Origin of the sequence: Bradyrhizobium sp. HKCCYLS3070 (assembly GCF_051167575.1) — a bacterium.
GTDB lineage: Bacteria > Pseudomonadota > Alphaproteobacteria > Rhizobiales > Xanthobacteraceae > Bradyrhizobium.
This window is the reverse complement of the sequence record NZ_JBNPTI010000001.1, coordinates 38,774-59,129: the sequence shown is the minus strand read 5'-3', so window position 1 is coordinate 59,129 and position 20,356 is coordinate 38,774. Positions and strand designations below refer to the sequence as shown.

Here is a 20,356-nt window from a genome sequence, read left to right as displayed (position 1 = left end):
AGGGGTCGGGGGTGGGGGTCCACAACGGCGGTGTCGCCCGGGGCTACCCCCTCCCCAACCCTCCCCCACAAGGGGGGAGGGAGTTCGCCTCTGTTGCCGCACTAGCCAGGCAGGACAACTAGGAGGTATCCGTGCGCGGAGTATTCATCGACGCCAACGACTCGCTGGCCGAGATCTTCGAGCGGCAGCGCAAATCGGGCGATCCCGAGATGCGCGTGCATCTCAACCCCGACATCAAGCCGGAGGACTGGCCGGCGATCCTCGACGGCGCCGAGATCGGCGTGGTCGATCACACCGCCCTGCCCACCGAGGTCGCGAAGCAGTGCAAGGGCCTCAAGCACGTCGTCTTTCTCGGCACCGGCGCGCGCAGCTACATGAACCCCGAGGAGCTTAGCCAGCTCGGCATCACCGTGCATTTGATCAAGGGCTATGGCGACACGGCGGTTGCCGAAGCCGCCATTGCGCTGATGTGGGCCTCGGCGCGCGGCATCGCGCAGATGGACCGCGAGATGCGCGCCGGCAACTGGCTGCGCGACGACGGCATGCAGCTGACCGGCAAGACGCTCGGCCTGATCGGCTTCGGCGGCATCGCCGCCGAGGTCGCGCGCATCGCGTCGGGCAGCGGCATGAAGGTGATCGCCTGGAACCGCTCGCCGAAGAGCCATCCGGGCGTCGACTTCGTCAACCTCGACACGCTGCTGCAGCAGAGCCATGTCGTCTCGCTGCACCTCCTGCTCAACGACGAGACCCGCGGCTTCCTGTCGCGCGAGCGCATCGCGCAGATGCGCAAGGGCGTGATCTTCGTGAACACCGCCCGCGCCGCCATCATCGACGAGGCCGCGATGATCGACGCCCTGCGTTCCGGCCACATCCGCCACGCCGGCCTCGACGTCTTCAACACCGAGCCGCTGCCCGCCGGTCACGTGCTGACCACGATCCCGAACGTGACGCTGTCCGCGCACTCGGCCTTCCGCACCCCGGAGGCGAGCGAAAACCTGATCCACGCCGCGTGGGAGCACTGCCGGCGGGTGGCGACAGAGTAAACGCTCTCTCCTCCGTCATTGCGAGCGCAGTGTTCAGCCCGGGGACATAGCTGACGGGTGTTCGGGGAGATGGTTGACACTTCAAAATCGGCTCGATTCGTCAAGCAGAGGGGCGAGCGATGCCGTGGCGAGAGGTGTCTGTCATGGACCAGCGACGAGAGTTTGTGATGCTTGCCAAGCAGGAAGGGGCGAACCGGCGGGAGCTGTGTCGGCGGTTCGGCATCAGCCCTCAGACGGGCTACAAATGGATCCAGCGGCATGACGCTGGGGACACGGCGCTGGCGGATCGGTCGCGGCGGCCTCATCGAAGTCCGGAGCGCACCGCGGCTGCGACCGAGCAGCAGATTGTCGCATTGCGCGATGCTCACCCGGCCTGGGGCGCGCGCAAGCTCGCACGGTGTCTTGAGCGTGATGGTCAAGCTGTCCCGGCGATATCCACCGTGCACACCATCCTGCGCCGCTACGATCGAGTGGTCGAGCCTGCAGGCACGCCCGGACAGCCCTACACGCGGTTCGAGAAGGATGCGCCCAATCAGCTGTGGCAGATGGACTTCAAGGGGCACAGTGCGCTGGAGAACGGTGTGTCCTGTCATCCGCTGACAGCGTTGGACGATCACTCCCGCTTCTCGTTGTGCCTGGCGGCTTGTGACAACGAGCGCGGCTCTACGGTCAAAGGACATTTGGAGACGACGTTCCGCCGTTATGGACTGCCGGATGCGATGTTCGTCGACAATGGTGGCCCCTGGGGATTTACCCTCGAAGACCCCTGGACCGCGTTGACGGTCTGGCTTCTGAAGCTCGGCGTTCGAACGATCCACAGCCGGCCCTACCATCCTCAGAGCCGCGGCAAGAACGAACGCTTCCACCGTAGTCTGAAGGCCGAGGTGTTTGCCTTCAGGCGCTACCGTGATCTTCCCGATGTCCAGCGGGCACTCGACGGATGGCGCTCCGTCTACAATCTCGACCGGCCGCACGAGGCCTTGAACTTCGACGTGCCGGCAAGCCGCTATCAACCGAGCCAACGTGCGATGCCAGACCGGCTTCCGATCGTCGAATACGACGAGGGTGAGAGCATCCGTTCCGTGTCGAGCACGAAGGCCTACGTCAGTTTCGAGGGGCGGCTCTGGAAAGTCCCGCAAGCCTTCCGAGGTGAGCGGCTGGCTATCCGGCCACTCAGTGCCGACGGAAAGTTCGGAATTTTCTTTGCCGCACATCAGATCGCAGCGATTGATCTGCGCGACCCCAAAACTGTCAACTATGTCCCCGAACAGGTGTAAGCTATGTCTCCGGGCTGAACAGCAGCGAAGCAATCCAGAGTCCCGCGGCGACCCTGATTGCTTCGTCGCTGCGCTCCTCGCAATGACGTTGTTGGTCGAGCTGTCGCCTAAACTACCACTGTCGTCCCGGCGAATGCCGGGATCATACCGCGTGATTGATCGAGAGCGGACGGTGGCAATCGCGTAGGGCGGATTAGCGCAGCGTAATCCGCCGTCGTCCAGCAACGATGAGTAAGGCGGGTTACGCTCCGCTAACCCGCCCTACGAACCGTGGCTATGCAACCCGGCGTTCGCCGGGGGCGACAACAATAGCTGTTCCTAGTCCACCATCTCCGCGACCGCCTTGCCGCACGCCACCGTATCGGCATTGCCGCCGAGATCGCGCGTGCGCAAGGTGCGCTCGGCGAGCGTACGCTCGATCGCGCCGACGATCGACTGCGCCGCGGTCTTTTCGCCGAGATGCTCCAGCATCATCGCGCCCGACCAGATCATGCCGATCGGATTGGCGATCCCCTGCCCCGCGATATCGGGCGCCGAGCCGTGCACCGGCTCGAACACCGACGGGAAATGGCGCTCCGGGTTGATGTTGCCCGACGGCGCGATGCCGATGGTGCCGGTGCAGGCCGGGCCGAGATCGGACAGGATGTCGCCGAACAGGTTGGAGCCGACGACGACGTCGAACCAGTCCGGGTGCAGCACGAAGTTCGCGGTGAGGATGTCGATGTGGTACTTGTCCCACTTCACGCCCGGATAGTTCTTCGCCATCGCCTCGACGCGCTCGTCCCAATACGGCATCGTGATCGAGATGCCGTTGGACTTGGTCGCCGAGGTCAGATGCTTCTTCGGCCTGGACTGTGCCAGCTCGAAGGCGAACTTCAGGATGCGGTCGACGCCGGTGCGGGTCATCACCGTCTGCTGCGTCACGAACTCGCGGTCGGTGTCCGGAAACATGCGGCCGCCGACCGAGGAATACTCGCCCTCGGTGTTCTCGCGCACCACCCAGAAATCGATATCGCCGGGCTTGCGGCCCGCCAGCGGCGACGGCACGCCGGGCATCAGCCGCACGGGCCTGAGATTCACGTACTGATCGAACTCGCGGCGGAACTTGATCAGCGAGCCCCACAGCGAGACGTGGTCCGCGATCTTGGCCGGCCAGCCGACGGCGCCGAAATAGATCGCGTCATGGCCGCCGATCTGCGCCTTCCAATCGTCCGGCATCATTTGGCCGTGCTTCTCGTAGTAGTCGTAGCTCGAGAAGTCGAAATGGTCGAACTGCACGGCGACGCCATGCTTCTTGGCGGCGGCCTCGATCACGCGAATGCCCTCGGGCATGACCTCCTTGCCGATGCCGTCGCCGGGAATGACTGCGATGCGATAGGGCTTCTTGCTCATCGAGCGGATCCTTGAGTGTTGGCGCCGGTTGTCCAGGCTGATTTGTCGATCGCCTGAATGGACCAAACGGCCGGGAAGCGCAACGCTGCGGTGCAAGATTGACCGCATGGCTGACGCGCCCGACAATCCGGTCTCCCTCCCCTCAGCGAGAGCCTCCATGGACCTTCATCTGCGCGGCAAGCGCGTTCTCATCACCGGCGCGTCCAAGGGAATCGGCGCCGGGGCGGCCGAAGCCTTTGCCGAGGAAGGCTGCCACGTCCGGCTCGCTGCGCGCAGCGGCGATCGCCTTTCCGCCCTGGTCGAGCAGCTCCGATCGAAGCACCAGATCGATGCAGCCGCGCATGTGGTGGACCTGCGGAAATCCGAAGACGTCGGGCGGCTGGCGCAGGAGGCGTCCGACATCGACATTCTCGTCAACAATGCCGGCGATATTCCGGGCGGCGCGATCGACAAGATCGACGAGGCGGCCTGGCGGCATGCCTGGGACCTCAAGGTGTTCGGCTTCATCAACCTGACCCGGCTGGTCTATGCCCAGATGAGAGCGCGCGGCGGCGGCGTGATCATCAACGACATCGGCGCAGCCGGCGAGAAGTTCGACGTCAACTACATCTGCGGCAGCGCCGGCAATGCGGCGTTGATGGCCTTCACCCGCGCGCTCGGCTCCAAGAGCCTCGCCGACAACATCCGCGTCGTCGGCATCAATCCCGGGCCGGTCGGTACCGATCGCCACGTCAGCCTGCTCAAGACCCGCGCCCGCGATCTGTTCGGTGACGAGAGCCGCTACACGGAATTCCAGAAGAGCCTGCCGCTTGGCCGTCCCGCGCATGTCAGCGAGATCGCCGACCTGATGGCGTTCCTGGCCTCGGACCGTGCCGGCTACACCTCCGGCGTGATCTATACCGTCGATGGCGGCATCAGCGCAGGGTGGGGTTGATCGCCGCGACCTTTCCACCTCAGCCGAAACGTGATCTACAGCGAAGCGCCGGGACGCTTGCCATCAGGAGAACTAAGCTTTGGCCGACCAGGGATTGATCCGCGAGAGCGCCTGCGCCGTCGTCGACAAGTTGAAGTCCGGCAAGGTCACGCCGCTGGATTGCCTCGACGCGCTGGAAGCGCGCATCGCAGCCGTCGACGGCAAGGTCAATGCGCTGCCGACGCTGTGCTTCGACCGCGCGCGCGGTCACGCCAAGGCGCTGATGCAGAAACCGGCTGCCGAGCGCGGCGTGCTGGCCGGGCTGCCCGTGCCGATCAAGGACCTCACCGACGTCGCCGGCGTGCTCACCACCCAGGGCTCGCCGATCTTCAAGGACCGGATTCCGGAACGCTCCGATCTCGTGGTCGAGCATCTCGAAGCCAATGGCGGCGTGATCTACGCCAAGTCGAACACGCCGGAGTTCGGCGCCGGCGCCAACACCTTCAACGAGGTGTTCGGCGCGACGCGCAATCCCTGGGACACGTCCCGCTCGGCGGCCGGCTCCTCCGGCGGCGCCGCGGTGGCGCTCGCCACCGGCATGGCCTGGTTGGCGCACGGCTCCGACATGGGCGGCTCGCTGCGCAATCCCGCCAGCTTCTGCGGCATCGTCGGCCTGCGCCCGAGCTTCGGCCGCGTCGCGCATACGCCGGCGGTGGCCATCGACCGCAATCTCGCCATCCAGGGCCCGATGGCCCGCAACGTCACAGACCTCGCGCTGCTCTTGGACGCGATGAGCGGCGAGCACGCCGCGGATCCGATCTCGCTGCCCTCGCCTGCGACGTCGTTCCTGGCCGCCGCGCGCTCCGGCAGGAAGCCAGTCCGCGTCGCCTACTCGCCCGATCTCGGCATCACGCCCGTCGATCCCGAAGTCGCTGCCGTCACCCGCAAGGCGGCGCAGCGCTTCGCCGAGCTCGGCGTGATCGTCGAGGAGGCGCATCCCGATTTCAGCGAGGCGCATGAATGCTTCCACGTGCTGCGCGCGCTCGACTTCGCGATGAGCAAGGCGGAGCTGCTGCGCACCAAGCGCGACCTGCTCAAGCCCGAGGTGATCTGGAACATCGAGGAAGGGCTGAAGCTCACGGTCGCCCAGATCGCGCGCGCCGAGGCACAGCGCATCGCGATCACCGCGCGCGCGGTGAAGTTCTTCGAGACGTATGATCTGCTGCTGGCGCCGGCGACCATCGTGCCCCCCTTCCCGGTCGAGAACCGCTACGTCGCCGAATGCGCCGGGCAGAAGTTCGACAACTACGTGCAATGGCTCGGCATCGTCTATGCGATCACGCTGGCCTGCTGCCCAGCCCTGTCGCTGCCCTGCGGCTTCACGGAAGCGGGCCTGCCGATCGGCCTGCAAATGATCGCGGCGCCGCGCGCCGACGCCGAGCTGCTCGCCGGCGCCAAGTTGCTGGAAGATGTTCTTGGCGTGGCCAGCTCGACCCCGATCGATCCGCGCGCGCCGAAGGGCTAGTTTGGTCGGCGGCCTCATGGTTCGAGAGGCGCCTTGCGGCGCTCCTCACCATGAGGATCGGGACTTGCTTTCGTGGCGCGATGGCCGACGAACGGGGCTTTTTTTCAAGGCCGCCATCCGCCGAGTTCCATGCTCTGAACATGGGACCCATGTCCGTTATCGGCTGTTGGCAATCCGGGCGGCTGCCGTAGAAGGGCCGCAAATCATGCTTGCCGGAGACCGGATATGACAGACCAGGCGCTGCCGCCTGCCGCGGACACTACCACATTCACCGACGTCGAGCGGCGCATCAAGGCGATCCTGATCGGCTCGGCCGGCAACCTGGTCGAGTGGTACGATTTCTATGCCTATACGGCGTTCGCGCTGTACTTCGCGCCGGCCTTCTTTCCGTCGAAGGATCCGGTGGTCGAGCAGCTCAACGCCGCCGTCGTGTTCGCCGCGACGTTCCTGATGCGCCCGCTCGGCGGCTGGCTGTTCGGCTATCTCGCCGATCACCATGGCCGGCGGCTGTCGCTGACCGTCTCGGTGCTCTGCATGTGCTTCGGCTCGCTGATCATCGCGGTGACACCGACCTATGCCACCATCGGCATCGCCGCGCCGATCATCCTGGCGCTCGCCCGCGTGATCGAAGGCCTCAGCCTCGGCGGCGAATATGGCGCCAGCGCCACCTATCTCTCCGAGGTCGCCGACGCCAAGCATCGCGGCTTCTATTCGAGCTTCCAATATGTCACCCTGATCGGCGGGCAGCTCACCGCGATCATCGTGCTTTTGCTGTTGCAGAAGGTGTTCCTGACCCCGGAAGAATTGCGAGCCTGGGGCTGGCGCATTCCGTTCGCGATCGGTGCCGGCCTCGCAATCTTCGTCGCGGTGATGCGGCGGAACCTGCACGAGACCGAAGCCTTCGTGGAGGCCAAGAAGACCGTAGGCCCTTCCGGTTCGATCACCGCCCTGTTCAAATATCCGCGGGAGCTGCTGCTGGTGGTCGGCCTGACCGCGGGCGGCACCGCCGCGTTCTACACCTTCACCACCTACATGCAGACCTTCGTGAAGCTCTCGGTCGGCCTCACCGAGGACCAGACCACGATGGTGATCTTCGGCTCGCTGCTGTTCGCCTGCGTGCTGCAGCCGCTGTATGGCGCGATCTCCGACCGCATCGGTCGCAAGCCGCTGCTGATCTTCTTCGGCGTCGCCGGCACCTTGTCGACGATCCCGATCCTGACGGTACTGAAGGGCACCAAGGAGCCGTTCACAGCCTTCCTGCTGATCTGCGGCGCCTGGATCTTCACGGCGGGCTACACCTCGATCAATGCGGTGGTGAAGGCCGAGCTGTTTCCGACCAATGTCCGCGCGCTCGGTGTCGGCCTGCCCTATGCGATCACCGTATCGCTGTTCGGTGGCACCGCGCCGGCGATCGCCCTCTACTTCAAGAGCATAGGGCACGAGACGTGGTTCTATTATTATCTCACCGGCGTGATCTTCCTGTCGCTGCTGATCTATGCGACCATGCGCGACACCAAGCATGCGTCCGCGATGCACCGGCACGAATGAGCCCGCACGAAAAAGCCCGCACGAATTGACGAGGTGTCGAGATGGCCGACGAGTCCAGCCTGCCGCCCGAGAGCAAGCTGACCCGCAGCAAGGAACGCTGGGCGCGCGAGGGCAAATTCCTGACCGGCCGCATCATCAGGCCGGAGGACCAGCGCCTGCCGCCGGGGCAGCATCTGACCCGCGACTGGCCGGTGCTCGACCTCGGCCTGACACCGTCGGTCACATCAGAGCGCTGGCGACTCGATGTCTATGGCGCCGTCGAGAACCCGCTGTTCTGGGACATGCGCGCCTTCCTCGCCCAGGAGCAGCGCCAGTTCGTCTCCGACATCCACTGCGTCACGACCTGGTCGCGCTACGACAATCAATGGGAAGGGCTCGCCACACGTGACCTGCTCGCCGCCTGCCGGCCGCGCGACAGCGCTGAATTCGTCGTGCTGCATTCCTATGACGGCTACACGACGAACCTGATGCTCGAAGACTTCGCCGCCGAGGATGCGTTGCTCGCGCATAGCTGGTCCGGCGCGCCGTTGACTGGAGAGCATGGCGGCCCCGTGCGCGTCGTCGTGCCGCATCTGTATTTCTGGAAGAGCGCGAAATGGCTCAAGGCGATCGAGTTTCTCGAGGCCGACAGACCCGGCTATTGGGAGGTGCGAGGCTATCACAACCGCGGCGATCCATGGGCCGAACAGCGCTATTCGGACTGACGGGCCGACAGGACCGTAGGGCGGGCAAAGGCTTGCAGCGTCGTGCCCACCGCCGTCCCGCCGAAAAGAAAAGAATGGTGGGCACGCTTCGCTTTGCCCACCCTACGGACTGCATGTTATCGCTTTCGCACCAAAGCGCGGTTATCGCGATATCCGAACGTGCCAGAGATCCAGCATGGAGTTCACCTCAGAGACCGGCAAGATCCCCAAGGGTTATGGGTATCTGCTCAAGCCGAGCGTCGTCCTCGCCGCATTGACCGCACAGGATCTCGGCGGCATTCGCATCCACCTCGTACGCAGTCATGGCCGGCGTCTCTTCGATGCGCGGTATCGTCCGCCGGACGGAGACATTCCCTATGAGCGTCTCAACATCAAGGTCGGCACCGCGCACGAACGCGACCTGCCCCCGCTTCGCCGGCGCGCGAAGGAGGAAGGCCTTCCCACGCTGATCCAATGGATTTCCAATCTCGTCGCCCAGGACCTGCCGACAGCGATCCGCCGCGGCGAGCAGGAGATCGAGCTGCTGCCTCCGCGGGAGTGATGATTGCTACGTCGCGGCGCGCGAGGGAGGCCTCCCCCGCCCCGCAAGGCTATCGCATTTGACGGTCGCAGTTCGTTCGATCGTCTCTCTCCACGTCGTCATGGCCGGACCTGTCCCGGCCATCCACGTCGTTCGGCATGCTGGGAACGACGTGGATGCCCGGGACAAGGCTGGGCATGGCGGAGTAAACCCATGAGCAGCCGCCGCAAGCGGGCAAAACGAGGGGGACCACATCATGCCGACCGAACGTTTCCAGTTTGAAGGCGCAGGCGGCGACAAGCTCTCCGCGGCGCTCGATCTGCCTGATGGCGCGCCGCGGGCCTATGCGCTGTTCGCGCATTGCTTCTCCTGCGGCAAGGACACGCATGCGGCGCGGCGCATCGCCATGGCGCTGACGGCGCATGGCATCGCCGTGCTGCGGTTCGACTTCACCGGCCTGGGCTCCAGCGAAGGCGACTTCGCCAATACGACGTTCTCCTCCAACGTCGCCGACCTCGTCCGCGCCGCCAATCATCTGCGCGAGACCCGACAGGCGCCGGCGATCCTGATCGGCCACAGCCTCGGCGGAGCCGCCGTGCTGGCCGCCGCCGGCGACATTCCCGATGCGAAAGCCGTGGTGACGATCGCGGCGCCTTTCGACCCGGGCCACGTCACCGCGCTATTCAAGGACAGCCTCGAGGCGATCCGCCGCGACGGCTCGGCCGAGGTCTCGCTCGCGGGCCGCCCGTTCCGGATCAGCAGCACCTTCCTCGACGACATCGCCGAGCAGCGCCTGCTCGACAAGGTCAAGCATCTGCACAAGGCGCTGCTGGTGATGCACTCGCCTGTCGACGAGACCGTCGGCATCGACAATGCGACCCACATCTTCGTCGCCGCCAGGCATCCGAAGAGCTTCATCTCGCTCGATCACGCTGATCATCTCATCAGCAGGAAGGAGGACGCAGCCTACATCGCCGAGGTGATCGCGAGCTGGGCCGGCCGTTACGTCGCGCCCGCGGCCGCCGAGCCGGCGCCCGCGGATGGTCCGCGCGACGTGGTCGTGCGCGAGACCCGGTCGAGCAAGCTGCAGCAGGCCATCGCGCTCGGCCCGCATCATCTCACCGCCGACGAGCCGCTCTCGGTCGGCGGCCAGGACACCGGCCCGGGCCCCTACGACCTCCTGCTCGCGGCGCTCGGCGCCTGCACCTCGATGACGATGCGGCTCTATGCCGACCGCAAATTCCTGCCGCTCGACCGCATCACGGTCACCTTGCGCCACAGCAAGATCCATGCGGAGGACTGCGCGGAGTGCGAGACCAAGGTCGGGCTGATCGATCAGCTCGACCGCGAGATCCACCTGGACGGCGCGCTCGATCAGGAGCAGCGCAGGAAGCTGATGGAGATCGCCGACAAATGCCCGGTGCACCGGACGCTGACGTCGGAGATCCGTATCGTCACGCGCGCGACGGAGTGAGCTCATTCGACTGAGTCACAACCACCGTCATTCCGGGGCAAGGCCGTGAGGCCGTGAACCCGGAGTCCCGAGATTGTCTTGCGTCCATTTCCGGCAATGTCGATATTCCGGGTTCAATCGCCGACGCGCAGCCGCTTCGCGACTTCGCATCGACGATTGCCCCGGAATGACGGTGGTCGTGACACAATGAGACTAACGCGCGGTCTGCGGCTCGATCTTCAGCGGCCTGACGCGCAACGCTCCGCGCAGGCCGGCCGCCGTGCCGATGAAGATTCCCGCGATGGCGACGAAGGACGGCAGCGCCAGGGTCGACAGCCCTGTCAGGCCCTGCCCGACCGAGCAGCCCAGCGCCATCACGCCGCCGATGCCCATCAGCGCGGCGCCGCCAACCGAACGCAGCATGTGATGCGGAGAGTGGAAGCCTTCGAGCCTGAAGCGCCGCGTCGCCAACGCGGTGACGAGGCTGCCGGCGAGCACCCCGGCCACGGTGGCGATGCCGAAATTGGCGGTCGAGCCGGTCGACAGCATGATGTATTGCAGGGCATCGGCGATCGGCGCGACGAAGGTCAGGGACGCGACCGGCACGGGGTTGAAATCGTCCGCGCCGAGAGTGCCGGTCGCGAACCAGCCGGCCGCGATCAGCAGGCCGACGACGAGGCCGGCGAACATCTGGCCGGGCGCGCGCCGGAATGGCGCATGCGCAAGGGCGAAGACGATCAGCGCGCCGCCGAGCCCGAGGGCCGGCAGCAGCCGCGCCGCTGCACCATGCAGGCCACCGACCGACAGCACAGCCGGCAGCGACGTCGCGGTCGCCGTGGTCTGTGAGCCCTGCATCAGCGCGATGCGCAGCGGCGCGATCAGGCCCTTCAACGTCATCTCCGCCGCGATCGCGAGCACGGTCACGACGACGAGGGAGCGCAGATTGCCGCGGCCGAGCAGCACCAGCGCGCGCGAACCGCAACCGTTGGCGAGCACCATGCCGTAGCCGAACAGAACACCGCCCAAGAGCATCAGCGGCACCGAGAACGTCGGCTGCAGATAGATCGACTTGCCGAGATCGACGGCGCCGTTGGCCGCGAGCAGCTGTGTGGCGATGATGGCAATGCCCATCGCCAGGGCGTAAGTTCGCACCAGCCGGCGGTCGCCGTCGGCCCACCAGCCGCGCAGGCTGCTCATCATGCAGAAGCCGCTGAGCAGCCCCACCACGCCATAGACCAGGCCGATCATGAGACCGGCCATCATGGCCAGATTGGCGGCTTCGGGCACGTTCGGGATTCCTTCCGGTTGCGGACAACACGCGCGTTGCGCAGGCAGCGCTTTCGCTTGACGCGCGCAGAATATTTGCCACGATGTCGCACCTAACTAGATGAGAATGCTTGTTCCAACAAGCATCGACGGGAGAGAACGCCGTGATTTCAGAAGCGCATCCTCAGGGGTGGCCGACGCATTGCGCATGCATGGAGGCCGCACGGTGAGCGGCGTGGCGACACTTTCCGCCGACGCTCTCGCCCGCGCCTGCGCCGACGCGATGTGGCAGGATGACCGCGCCAGCCAGGGGCTCGGCATGCACATCGTCGAGATCGGCCCCGGACGCGCCGCGCTGCAGATGACGGTGCAGCCGCACATGGTCAACGGCCACGGCATCGCCCATGGCGGCTTCATCTTCACGCTGGCCGATTCCGCCTTCGCCTTTGCCTGCAACTCGCACAACGACCGCACCGTGGCCGCACAGGGCAGCATCAGCTTCATCCGCCCCGGCAAGCTCGGCGACGTTCTGCTTGCTCGCGCGCACGAGGTATCCCGCAGCGGGCGCTCAGGCATCTATGATGTCCGCGTTACGGCAGGCGACACGGTGATCGCCGAATTCCGCGGCCATTCCCGCAGCATCGGCGGCACGCTGGTCCCGGCCGCCGCGAGCTGATCCGCTTCCCTATCGCCCCGCGCCCCTGCCGGAGGACCTGACCATGACATCGACCAAGCTTCAATCGACCGGCAGCTACGTTCCCGAGATGGACGCAGCCGAGCGAGCCTCGCGCGACGAGATCATGGCGCTGCAGACGAGCCGGCTCGCCTGGTCGCTGAAGCACGCCTACGACAACGTCGCCCATTACCGCCGCGCCTTCGACAAGGCGGGGGTGCATCCCTCCGACTTCCGCGAGCTCGCCGACCTCGCCAAGTTTCCGTTCACGGTGAAGACCGACCTGCGCGACAATTACCCGTTCAACATGTTCGCCGTGCCGCGCGAGCAACTGGTAAGGGTACACGCCTCCTCGGGCACGACCGGCAAGCCGATCGTGGTCGGCTATACCAGGAACGACATCGCGACCTGGTCGGCCGTGATGGCCCGCTCGATCCGCGCCGCCGGCGGCAGGAGCGGCATGATCATCCACAACGCCTACGGCTATGGCCTGTTCACCGGCGGCCTCGGCGTCCATTACGGCGCCGAGCAGCTCGGCTGCACGGTGGTGCCCATCTCCGGCGGCATGACCGAGCGGCAGGTGCAGCTGATCAATGATTTCCGCCCTGACATCATCACCGTGACGCCAAGCTACATGCTGGCAATCCTCGACGAGTTCAAGCGTCAGGGCCTCGATCCGCGGCAGAGCTCGCTCAGGATCGGCATCTTCGGCGCCGAGCCGTGGACCAATGCGATGCGCGCCGAGATCGAGGATGCGTTCGCGATGGACGCCACCGACATCTACGGCCTGTCCGAGGTGATCGGCCCTGGTGTGGCGCAGGAATGCCTGGAGACCAAGGACGGGCTGCACATCTGGGAGGATCATTTCTATCCGGAGATCGTCGATCCCGACACCGGCAAGGTGCTGCCCGACGGCGAGATGGGCGAACTGGTGTTCACCTCGTTGACCAAGGAGGCCTTTCCCGTCATCCGCTATCGCACCCGCGATCTGACGCGGCTGCTGCCGGGCACCGCGCGGCCGGGAATGCGACGGATGGAGAAGGTCACGGGCCGCTCCGACGACATGATCATCCTGCGCGGCGTCAACCTGTTCCCGTCACAGATCGAGGAGATCCTGCTGTCGACCGAGTGGTGCGGCGGCCATTTCATGCTGGAGCTGACGCGCGAGGGCCGCATGGACGAGCTGACCATCTACGCGGAGTCGCGCCCCGAGCATTGGGACGAGAGCGGCCTCGGCGCGCACGCCGAGCGCATCTCCATCCACATCAAGAACACCATTGGCCTCACGGCAAAGGTGAAAGTCGTCCCGCCCGACACGCTGGAGCGCTCGGCCGGCAAGGCGAAACGGATCAAGGACAAGCGGCCGGTGGGGTAATTGTTGGTGTCGCGAGTGTGAGGTTCGGCAAATGGTCGCGGCTCGTCCTTGCGAGCGAAGCGAAGCAATCCAGGGCAGCGCGAAGATTCTGGATTGCTTGGTCGCTTCGCTCCTCGCAATGACGGCGAGCGTAGTTCCTCACATATGATCGTAGTCCACCACCACCCGCTCCGTCACCGGCCTGGCCTGGCACGTCAGTACGAACCCCGCTTTCAGCTCCCAAGGCTCGAGCGAGTAGTTCAGCTCCATCTCGGCCTTGCCCTCGACCAGCTTGGCGCGGCAGGTGGAGCACATGCCGCCCTTGCAGGCGAAGGGCAAGTCCACACCGGCACGCAGCGCGGCGTCGAGGATGGCTTCGCCGTCGGCGACCGGGACCTCGCGGCGCTTGCCGTCGATGATCAGTGCGGCGATGGCCTTCGGCGGCGCCGAGTCCGGAACAACCATCTTGGGCCGCGGCTTGCCGCCGGCGCCGGAGACGAAGCGCTCGACATGGACGCGGTCGTCGGAGATCCCGAGCGCGCGGCAGGCGGCCTCGATATCCTCGCTCATCCCGGTGGGACCGCAGATGAAGACGTGATCGACGCTCTCGGCCGGCACCAGCGAGCGCAGCAGCACGCGCACCTTCTCGCCATCGAGCCGGCCGTGCAGGATCGGCAGATCCTGCTCCTCGCCGGAGATGACGTGGAACACCGAGAAGCGGTCGAGGAAGCGATCCTTCAGCTCCTCGAGCTGTTCGCGGAACAGCATGCCTGCGGTGGTGCGGTTACCGTAGAACAGGAAGAAGCGGCTGTGCGGCTCCCGCGCCAGCACGGCCTTCACGATCGAGAGGATCGGCGTGATTCCGGAGCCGGCCGCGAAGCCGACATGGATGCGGGCCGCCTCAGGCTGCAGCGCGACACCGAAGCGGCCGGTCGGCGTCATCACGTCGATCTCGTCGCCGCGCTTCAGTTCGTCAGTGACGAAGCTGGAGAACGCGCCGCCATCGACGCGCTTCACCGCGATGCGTATCTCGTCATCATCGGGGCCGGAGCAGATCGAATAGGAGCGCCGCACCTCCTCGCCGCCGAGCGTGGTCTTCAACGTGAGATATTGCCCCGGCGCGAACTGATAGTCCGCCGCCAGCTCGTTCGGAATCGCAAAGGTCAGCGACACGGCATCGGGCGCCTCGCGGCGCAGGTCACGGATAGCGAGACGATGGAAGCGTGGCGTGGTCGACATCGGGTTCATCCTCCCGTCATTGCGAGGAGCGAAGCGACGAAGCAATCCAGGACCGCGCGCGGGACTCTGGATCGCTTCCGCCTACGCCCTTCGGGCTTCGGCGGACAAAGTCGCTGCGCTCGCGATGACGGCTGCTGCATCAGTGACACTTGAAATAATCGAACGGCTCGCGGCACGATCTGCAGCGCCACAGCGCCTTGCACGAGGTCGAGCCGAACTCGGCGAGTTGCTCGGTGTCGACGGATCCGCATTGCGGACACGCGACCTCGGCCACGCCAAACAGAGCGCGGCGCCCGCTCGACGGCTGCGGCGGCGCGATGCCGTACTCCCGCAGCTTGCGCCGCCCCGCCTCGCTCATCCAGTCCGTGGTCCAGGCCGGCGACAGCACCGTGCGAACGTGGGCATCACGGAAGCCGGCGCGCTCCAGCGCCAGCTCGATCTCCAGCGCGATCATGTTCATCGCCGGACAGCCGGAATACGTCGGCGTGATCGCGACCTCGACGCGGTCGCCGACGACCTCGACCTCGCGCAGGACGCCGAGATCGTCGATCGTCAGCACCGGAATTTCCGGATCGGCCACCGATGCCGCGGCGTCCCAGGCGCGCTGGCGCAGCTCGGCCGGGCTGAAATCCGCAACTACCATGTCGCACCGGGAAAGCTGCGCTGCATATATTGCAGCTCGCTGAGAAGATGGCCAAGATGCTCGCTGTGGCGGCCGTCGCGGCCGCCCTGCTGCATCCACTCGTTCTCCGGCAGCACCAGGGTCGCCTCGCGCGCGACATGCGACACGCTCGACAGCCATTCCGGCAGCAGTTGCGTCGGATCGATCGCGATACCCGCGTCGATCAGACCGCGCTCACTCTCGTCGACGCTGAACATCTCGCCGGTATAGGCCCAGAGGTCATCGATCGCGGCTTGCGCGCGGGCGTGGCTTTCGTCGGTGCCGTCACCGAGCCGGATCACCCATTCGCTGGCGTGGCGCAAATGATAGGCGCATTCCTTCTCCGACTTGGCCGCGATCGCCGCCAGCGTCGCATCGGTCGAGTCCATCATGCCGCGCCAATACAGATCGGCGAAGGCCGCGTAGAACAGCTGCCGCACCATCGTGTACGCGAAGTCGCCATTGGGACGCTCGACCAGCAGCAGGTTGCGGTACTGCCTGACATCACGAAGATAGGCGAGCTTGTCCTCGTCATTGTCGTGACCCTCGACCTTGGCGGCGTAGCCATAGAGCTCGCGCGCCTGGCCAATCAGGTCGAGCGCCATGTTGGAGAGCGCCATGTCCTCTTCGAGAACAGGCGCATGGCCGCACCATTCGGAGAGGCGATGGCCGAGGATCAGCGCATCATCGGCGCGGCGCAAGGTGTAGAGCACCAGCGGCGTTTCGCAGACGGTGATCGAGGGAGCGGTCATGGTTGTGATCCGATCAGGCCCGCCACGAACTCAGCCATTGCGAGCACAGCAATCCAGGGATTCATCCGAGCCGGCAGTCTGGATTGCTTCGCTGCGCTCGCAATGACGACGGCTGACGGCCGTCCGCACTTACATATGCCCGACTTCCTCGGGCACCTCGTAGAACGTCGGATGCCGATAGATCTTCGACTCCGCCGGCTCGAACATCATGCCCTTGTCGGCAGGATCGGACGCGGTGATCGCGCTCGACGGCACCACCCAGATCGACAGGCCCTCGCCGCGGCGGGTGTAGAGATCGCGCGCCGCCTGCAATGCCATGGTCGCATCCGGCGCGTGCAGTGAGCCGCAATGCTTGTGCGCAAGCCCGTTGCGGCTGCGGATGAAGACTTCCCACAACGGCGTGTTCGGCGTCGCCATTTCGATCTCCCTGTCCTATTCGGCAGCCTGTGCCATCCGGCGCCGCGCGCGCTTCTCGGCGTAGGCGGTCGCGGCCTCGCGCACCCAGGCGCCCTCGGCATGCGCCTTGCGGCGCGCGGCCATGCGATCGCGGTTGCACGGGCCGTTGCCGGCCAGCACCTGCTTGAACTCGCTCCAGTCGATCGGGCCGTGCACCCAATGGCCCTGCTCGTCCTGCGTCATCTCGGGATCGGGAATGGTGAGCCCGAGATACTGCGCCTGCGGCACGGTGGCATCGATGAACTTCTGGCGTAGCTCGTCGTTCGAGAAGCGCTTGATCTTCCACTTGGTCGAGGTGTCGCTGTGCTGGCTGGCCTGGTCGGGCGGGCCGAACATCATCAGCACCGGCCACCACCAGCGGTTCAGCGCATCCTGCGCCATCGCCTTCTGCTCGGGCGTGCCGCGGCAGAGCGTGAGCATGATCTCGTAGCCCTGCCGCTGATGGAACGATTCCTCCTTGCAGACGCGGATCATCGCGCGCGCATAGGGACCATAGGAACAGCGGCACAACGGAATCTGGTTCATGATCGCGGCGCCGTCGACCAGCCAGCCGATCACACCGATGTCTGCCCAGGTCAGGGTCGGGTAGTTGAAGATCGAGGAGTACTTGGCCTTGCCGGCGAGCATCGCATCGACCAGTTCCTCGCGCGAGGCGCCGAGCGTCTCGGCGGCGGCGTAGAGATACAGCCCGTGGCCGCACTCGTCCTGGACCTTGGCGAGCAACGCCGCCTTGCGGCGCAGGCTCGGCGCGCGCGTGATCCAGTTGCCCTCGGGCAGCATGCCGACGATTTCCGAATGGGCGTGTTGCGAGATCTGCCGGACCAGCGTCTTGCGATAGGCCGCTGGCATCCAATCGTTCGACTCGATGCGCTCTTCGGCATCGATGCGCGCCTGAAAGCGCGAGGCGCGTCCAGCGTCCTCGGCGAAGCTGCCCTCCTCGGGCGAATTGAGCGCCTGCGTGTACATGCGGCGGCGTCCTCCCAGGACTTGGTTGACGCCAATATATAACGAGATTTCATCCGTGCAATCGAATTCTGTAATATATCAACGGACCTCATTCTCAACGGCGAAACGCCGCAGCAGCGCCGCTCCGGCCGCCGGCAGAGGCCCCTCTTCATTTGTCGCATGCGCGTCGAGCCAGCGCTCGGAACCCGGCAGCAGCAACCGATAAATCTCGCCGCACAGCGCCCGGGCCTGCCGTCCAGGCCAATTCCCCGGCAGCAGCTCGGCCGGCAGCAGCGGATCGCGCAGCACGATGCGCCGATAGTGGTGGATCAGCAGGATCCGGGCGGTGAAGGCCTGCCCGTCGGACAACACCTCGCCGCGCGCGATGCTGTCCTTGAGCGGCGCAAAGGAGGCGCTGAACTTGCGGTACGCCTCCGCCGTCCGCTCCAGCGCCCAGCTCTCGGCGACCAGCCGTCGCGCCATGTCGGAGCCGGCGGACGCCTGCAGGCGGATGGCCCCCTCCACTGCGTCAGGGACGGCGATGCTCGAGGGGGCCACGAACACACCGGGCAGCGGGCTGCCGAAGCCCGCATCGCGCAGCGCAGTCCGCGCCTGCTCGCGATCCTCGGCGCTGCCGATGAGCAGCAGTTCGAAGCTGCCGTTCCATTCCGCCGGCGGCGAATCGTAGATGTGGCGGGTGGCGCCGGCGAAGGTCTGCTCGCCGCGCCGGGTCAGGCGATAGAAACTGTTGCGGCCCATTCTGCTGCGCTCGAACCAGCCTTCCGCCGTCAGCCGCGACATCGCCGTGCGCACCACGCTGCCGTCGATGGCGAGCCCTTCGAAGAAGGCGAGCAAGCTGCCGAGCCAGACGCTGCCGCCCCGCGGCACGATGGCGTCGCCGAACACGGTGATGATCAGCGAGCCCGTGCGCGACGGCTCGCTCTTCAGTTGATTGACGATGCGGGACAGAGGCTGCGCCATGTCTCCGCTTTATCCGGTTTCGCCTGGTCACAAAAGAAAAGGCCCGCACGATGCGGGCCTTGCAGGTCGATCGGCTGATGCGCGAGGCGATCAGGCGGTCTTGTTGTAGGCCTTGGCCATGTTCTCCTGGGCGAGCTTGGCACCCTCGGTGACGAGCTTGCCGACATACTCGCTGGTCGACTTGGCGCGGGCGACGAGCGCCTCGCCACGGGCACGGGCCAGCTCACCCTGGATCTGAACGGCTTCGCTGATCGACTTGGCGGACGCCAGCCGGTCGATGCCGTCGAAGAAGGCCTCGGTGTCCTGATACAGCGCCTGCTGAATGTTCCGGCTGATCTTGCCGGCCTCGGTCACGCCGTCGAACACGGCGGTCTCGATCGCCGACGTCACCTTCTCGGAGCCAGCGAGGGCCTCCGCAGCGCGCTCCTTGGCGGTCGACGCGGTCTTCTTGACGAACTCCCGCGCGGACTCCGGCACTTCCATCGTCTGCAGGTTCTTGAACGCGTCGGTCACCGGCGCAAAGGCGTCTTTGACGGTGTCGAACACGGTGTTGGTCTCGGTGGTCATGGCTGTCTCCATCCTCAATGCTTCTGAGCTATGGCTCGCTCCGTCCCTTATGAAACCGGAGTGACTCAGCTATATCATTCTGAATGGTGCAACGCAACATAAATGTTGCAACGCACCATCCCGGGATGGGAGGAAAGAACTGGCAACCGCTGAGCGACCCGCCGCACGTCGGAACGTTCGGGTGAACCTCAGTGCTCGGCAGGGGCGCCGCCGTGCTTTTTGTTGCGGTTCTTCCCCGACCGGGCCGGCTCGGCCGGCTTTGGAGCCGCCTCATCAGCCTTGGGCGCGGCGTCGACGGGCTGAGACGGCTTCATCAACGTGTCGAGCATGGCCCGGATCTCGCGCAACTCTGCCTCGATCGCGACTGTCGGTGACGGATCGGGTGCTTTGGCAGCGTTCAGCGTCCGGTCGAGCAATGCTTTGATCTCGCTCAACTGGGGCGTGACGTCGACGGCGGATTTTGCCGCCGGTTGCGGAGCCTTGGTCGCGGCAAGAAGCTCGTTGAGCAAGTCCTTGATCCCCTTCAAGTCCGGCGTGACGTCGCGCGGCGGCGCCACGACTGGCGCCGGCGCCTTGGACGCGGAGAGAAGCGAATCCAGCACGCTCCTGATCTCGTTCAATTGCGGAGCGAGATCGGCGGGCGTCGTCGCGGGCACCTGCGCGGAAGCCAGCAGCTCCTTCAACAACACCCGTGTCTCCGCCAGCTCGCCCTCGATGGAGGCGAGCCGCTCATTCAAGGCGGTGAGCTGACCACGGCTCGGCACGTTCATGCCGGCGAAATAGTTTTCCATCAGATCAACCATGGGCTTCTGTCCGTTTCCTGAACCAGTTGCGGGACCGTCGGAGGATGGACGGGGCGTCACACCCATCGGGCGCAGCCGCGTGAAGGCGCTGAAGCTCTTCTGCATCTCTCCGACCATCTGCTGCCAGAATGCGATCGGGTCGCCAGCTTTGTTCGCCATCGGCACGCTCCTTCAGACCAATACAAGACTCAAACACAACTTATCATAGCACGCCTTCGCTGCGATGCGGGAGAACTTGTAGCTTGCTTCTCTCAACCAACAGAACCATGCCATAGAGGGTTCCA

The 20,356-nt window shown here is 65.6% G+C and carries 20 protein-coding genes; 10 read left to right on the top strand and 10 right to left on the bottom strand.

The features are described 5' to 3' along the window. The first annotated feature begins 131 nt into the window (after positions 1-131). Positions 132-1,043 (top strand): NAD(P)-dependent oxidoreductase, encoded by a 912-nt coding sequence (locus ACQR03_RS00255; protein ID WP_315749149.1) that lies wholly within the window; start codon positions 132-134, stop codon positions 1,041-1,043. Between the two features lie 119 nt (positions 1,044-1,162). Next, complete coding sequence (locus tag ACQR03_RS00250; RefSeq protein ID WP_315759740.1) at positions 1,163-2,320, top strand: IS481 family transposase; 1,158 nt, start codon at positions 1,163-1,165, stop codon at positions 2,318-2,320. A gap of 318 nt (positions 2,321-2,638) precedes the next feature. Here the strand turns inward: ACQR03_RS00250 and ACQR03_RS00245 are convergent, their stop codons facing one another. After that, positions 2,639-3,712: a tartrate dehydrogenase gene (locus ACQR03_RS00245; RefSeq protein WP_315754669.1), complete on the bottom strand. Its 1,074-nt coding sequence runs from the start codon at positions 3,710-3,712 to the stop codon at positions 2,639-2,641. Between the two features lie 157 nt (positions 3,713-3,869). On the opposite strand from ACQR03_RS00245, the gene ACQR03_RS00240 reads away from it, so the two are divergent. The 6 genes from ACQR03_RS00240 (at position 3,870) to ACQR03_RS00215 (ending at position 10,396) form a co-directional block, all read left to right on the top strand. Then, positions 3,870-4,646 carry an SDR family oxidoreductase gene (locus ACQR03_RS00240; RefSeq protein ID WP_434842365.1) on the top strand — a complete coding sequence of 259 codons (777 nt, stop codon included), beginning with the start codon at positions 3,870-3,872 and terminating at the stop codon, positions 4,644-4,646. 79 nt (positions 4,647-4,725) lie between these two features. Continuing rightward, positions 4,726-6,150: an amidase gene (locus ACQR03_RS00235; protein ID WP_434842366.1), complete on the top strand. Its 1,425-nt coding sequence runs from the start codon at positions 4,726-4,728 to the stop codon at positions 6,148-6,150. Positions 6,151-6,375: 225 nt separating this feature from the next. Further along, positions 6,376-7,698 (top strand): MFS transporter, encoded by a 1,323-nt coding sequence (locus ACQR03_RS00230; protein WP_315754675.1) that lies wholly within the window; start codon positions 6,376-6,378, stop codon positions 7,696-7,698. Positions 7,699-7,739: 41 nt separating this feature from the next. Beyond that, complete coding sequence (locus tag ACQR03_RS00225) at positions 7,740-8,402, top strand: sulfite oxidase-like oxidoreductase (protein ID WP_434842367.1); 663 nt, start codon at positions 7,740-7,742, stop codon at positions 8,400-8,402. 175 nt (positions 8,403-8,577) lie between these two features. After that, positions 8,578-8,943 (top strand): hypothetical protein, encoded by a 366-nt coding sequence (locus tag ACQR03_RS00220; RefSeq protein ID WP_434842368.1) that lies wholly within the window; start codon positions 8,578-8,580, stop codon positions 8,941-8,943. Between the two features lie 235 nt (positions 8,944-9,178). Beyond that, entirely contained in the window at positions 9,179-10,396 is a 1,218-nt protein-coding gene (locus ACQR03_RS00215) for a bifunctional alpha/beta hydrolase/OsmC family protein (RefSeq protein ID WP_434842369.1), read from the top strand. Positions 10,397-10,588: 192 nt separating this feature from the next. Here the strand turns inward: ACQR03_RS00215 and ACQR03_RS00210 are convergent, their stop codons facing one another. Next, on the bottom strand, positions 10,589-11,635 hold the full coding sequence (locus ACQR03_RS00210) for a YeeE/YedE family protein (protein ID WP_434842373.1): 1,047 nt from the start codon (positions 11,633-11,635) through the stop codon (positions 10,589-10,591). Between the two features lie 232 nt (positions 11,636-11,867). Between ACQR03_RS00210 and paaI the strand changes: the two genes are divergently transcribed. Both paaI and paaK read left to right on the top strand, forming a co-directional pair. Then, positions 11,868-12,317 carry a hydroxyphenylacetyl-CoA thioesterase PaaI gene (gene paaI, locus ACQR03_RS00205; protein ID WP_315715775.1) on the top strand — a complete coding sequence of 150 codons (450 nt, stop codon included), beginning with the start codon at positions 11,868-11,870 and terminating at the stop codon, positions 12,315-12,317. 43 nt (positions 12,318-12,360) lie between these two features. Continuing rightward, positions 12,361-13,689 (top strand): phenylacetate--CoA ligase PaaK, encoded by a 1,329-nt coding sequence (gene paaK / locus ACQR03_RS00200; RefSeq protein ID WP_315715773.1) that lies wholly within the window; start codon positions 12,361-12,363, stop codon positions 13,687-13,689. 138 nt (positions 13,690-13,827) lie between these two features. Here paaK and paaE read toward each other — a convergent pair whose 3' ends face one another. The 8 genes from paaE to ACQR03_RS00160 all read right to left on the bottom strand — a co-directional run bounded on the left by paaE (position 13,828) and on the right by ACQR03_RS00160 (position 20,231). Then, on the bottom strand, positions 13,828-14,907 hold the full coding sequence (gene paaE / locus ACQR03_RS00195) for a 1,2-phenylacetyl-CoA epoxidase subunit PaaE (protein WP_434842370.1): 1,080 nt from the start codon (positions 14,905-14,907) through the stop codon (positions 13,828-13,830). A gap of 139 nt (positions 14,908-15,046) precedes the next feature. Further along, on the bottom strand, positions 15,047-15,550 hold the full coding sequence (paaD, locus tag ACQR03_RS00190) for a 1,2-phenylacetyl-CoA epoxidase subunit PaaD (protein ID WP_316202278.1): 504 nt from the start codon (positions 15,548-15,550) through the stop codon (positions 15,047-15,049). Then, positions 15,544-16,320: a 1,2-phenylacetyl-CoA epoxidase subunit PaaC gene (gene paaC, locus ACQR03_RS00185; RefSeq protein ID WP_316225144.1), complete on the bottom strand. Its 777-nt coding sequence runs from the start codon at positions 16,318-16,320 to the stop codon at positions 15,544-15,546. The genes paaD and paaC overlap by 7 nt, the downstream gene beginning before the upstream one ends. 129 nt (positions 16,321-16,449) lie before the next feature. Continuing rightward, a complete protein-coding gene (gene paaB / locus ACQR03_RS00180) occupies positions 16,450-16,737 on the bottom strand; it encodes a 1,2-phenylacetyl-CoA epoxidase subunit PaaB (RefSeq protein ID WP_009025702.1) in 288 nt (95 codons plus the stop codon). A gap of 15 nt (positions 16,738-16,752) precedes the next feature. Next, positions 16,753-17,742, bottom strand: a complete 990-nt coding sequence (gene paaA / locus ACQR03_RS00175; protein WP_316225142.1) for a 1,2-phenylacetyl-CoA epoxidase subunit PaaA — start codon at positions 17,740-17,742, stop codon at positions 16,753-16,755. A gap of 78 nt (positions 17,743-17,820) precedes the next feature. After that, positions 17,821-18,702 carry a phenylacetic acid degradation operon negative regulatory protein PaaX gene (paaX, locus tag ACQR03_RS00170; protein ID WP_315754695.1) on the bottom strand — a complete coding sequence of 294 codons (882 nt, stop codon included), beginning with the start codon at positions 18,700-18,702 and terminating at the stop codon, positions 17,821-17,823. Positions 18,703-18,792: 90 nt separating this feature from the next. Continuing rightward, entirely contained in the window at positions 18,793-19,269 is a 477-nt protein-coding gene (locus ACQR03_RS00165; protein ID WP_315715766.1) for a phasin, read from the bottom strand. 188 nt (positions 19,270-19,457) lie between these two features. After that, a complete protein-coding gene (locus ACQR03_RS00160) occupies positions 19,458-20,231 on the bottom strand; it encodes a hypothetical protein (RefSeq protein ID WP_315715827.1) in 774 nt (257 codons plus the stop codon). Between the last annotated feature and the right edge of the window lie 125 nt (positions 20,232-20,356).

Excerpts from the sequence above, each read along its gene's own strand:
- ACQR03_RS00215 (WP_434842369.1), top strand. The coding sequence starts at position 9,179 with ATGCCGACCGAACGTTTCCAGTTTGAAGGCGCAGGCGGCGACAAGCTC.
- ACQR03_RS00225 (WP_434842367.1), top strand. The coding sequence starts at position 7,740 with ATGGCCGACGAGTCCAGCCTGCCGCCCGAGAGCAAGCTGACCCGCAGC.
- paaK (WP_315715773.1), top strand. The coding sequence starts at position 12,361 with ATGACATCGACCAAGCTTCAATCGACCGGCAGCTACGTTCCCGAGATG.
- paaE (WP_434842370.1), bottom strand. The coding sequence starts at position 14,907 with ATGTCGACCACGCCACGCTTCCATCGTCTCGCTATCCGTGACCTGCGC.
- ACQR03_RS00220 (WP_434842368.1), top strand. The coding sequence starts at position 8,578 with ATGGAGTTCACCTCAGAGACCGGCAAGATCCCCAAGGGTTATGGGTAT.
- paaB (WP_009025702.1), bottom strand. The coding sequence starts at position 16,737 with ATGGCGACGCCGAACACGCCGTTGTGGGAAGTCTTCATCCGCAGCCGC.
- paaC (WP_316225144.1), bottom strand. The coding sequence starts at position 16,320 with ATGACCGCTCCCTCGATCACCGTCTGCGAAACGCCGCTGGTGCTCTAC.
- ACQR03_RS00210 (WP_434842373.1), bottom strand. The coding sequence starts at position 11,635 with ATGGCCGGTCTCATGATCGGCCTGGTCTATGGCGTGGTGGGGCTGCTC.
- ACQR03_RS00250 (WP_315759740.1), top strand. The coding sequence starts at position 1,163 with ATGCCGTGGCGAGAGGTGTCTGTCATGGACCAGCGACGAGAGTTTGTG.
- paaA (WP_316225142.1), bottom strand. The coding sequence starts at position 17,742 with ATGTACACGCAGGCGCTCAATTCGCCCGAGGAGGGCAGCTTCGCCGAG.
- ACQR03_RS00240 (WP_434842365.1), top strand. The coding sequence starts at position 3,870 with ATGGACCTTCATCTGCGCGGCAAGCGCGTTCTCATCACCGGCGCGTCC.
- ACQR03_RS00245 (WP_315754669.1), bottom strand. The coding sequence starts at position 3,712 with ATGAGCAAGAAGCCCTATCGCATCGCAGTCATTCCCGGCGACGGCATC.
- ACQR03_RS00165 (WP_315715766.1), bottom strand. The coding sequence starts at position 19,269 with ATGACCACCGAGACCAACACCGTGTTCGACACCGTCAAAGACGCCTTT.
- paaD (WP_316202278.1), bottom strand. The coding sequence starts at position 15,550 with ATGGTAGTTGCGGATTTCAGCCCGGCCGAGCTGCGCCAGCGCGCCTGG.
- ACQR03_RS00230 (WP_315754675.1), top strand. The coding sequence starts at position 6,376 with ATGACAGACCAGGCGCTGCCGCCTGCCGCGGACACTACCACATTCACC.
- paaX (WP_315754695.1), bottom strand. The coding sequence starts at position 18,702 with ATGGCGCAGCCTCTGTCCCGCATCGTCAATCAACTGAAGAGCGAGCCG.
- ACQR03_RS00160 (WP_315715827.1), bottom strand. The coding sequence starts at position 20,231 with ATGGCGAACAAAGCTGGCGACCCGATCGCATTCTGGCAGCAGATGGTC.